At 63.5% G+C, this 208-nt stretch carries 1 protein-coding gene; it reads right to left on the reverse strand.

The features are described 5' to 3' along the window. A partial coding sequence (locus A3736_RS07885) for a SulP family inorganic anion transporter (RefSeq protein ID WP_197465542.1) occupies window positions 1–208 on the reverse strand: 208 nt, incomplete at both ends.

Raw genomic sequence — 208 nt, forward strand, 5'->3', positions numbered from 1 at the left:
CGGCGACCACATTGGCCACGCCTTGCCCTGCGCTTTCGCGGCGCTTGTTCGATCCGGTATGCGTCATGTCATCGACGATCTGGGCGGTCAGCAGCGATTCGAGGAGGCCGACCGCCGCCATCGTCAGCGAATAGGGCGCGATGATCTGAAACGTTTCCCAGGTCAGCGGCACATCGGGGAGGACGAAATAGGGCAGGCCTTCGGGCAG

Origin of the sequence: Erythrobacter sp. HI0063 (assembly GCF_001635685.1) — a bacterium.
Lineage (GTDB): Bacteria > Pseudomonadota > Alphaproteobacteria > Sphingomonadales > Sphingomonadaceae > Qipengyuania.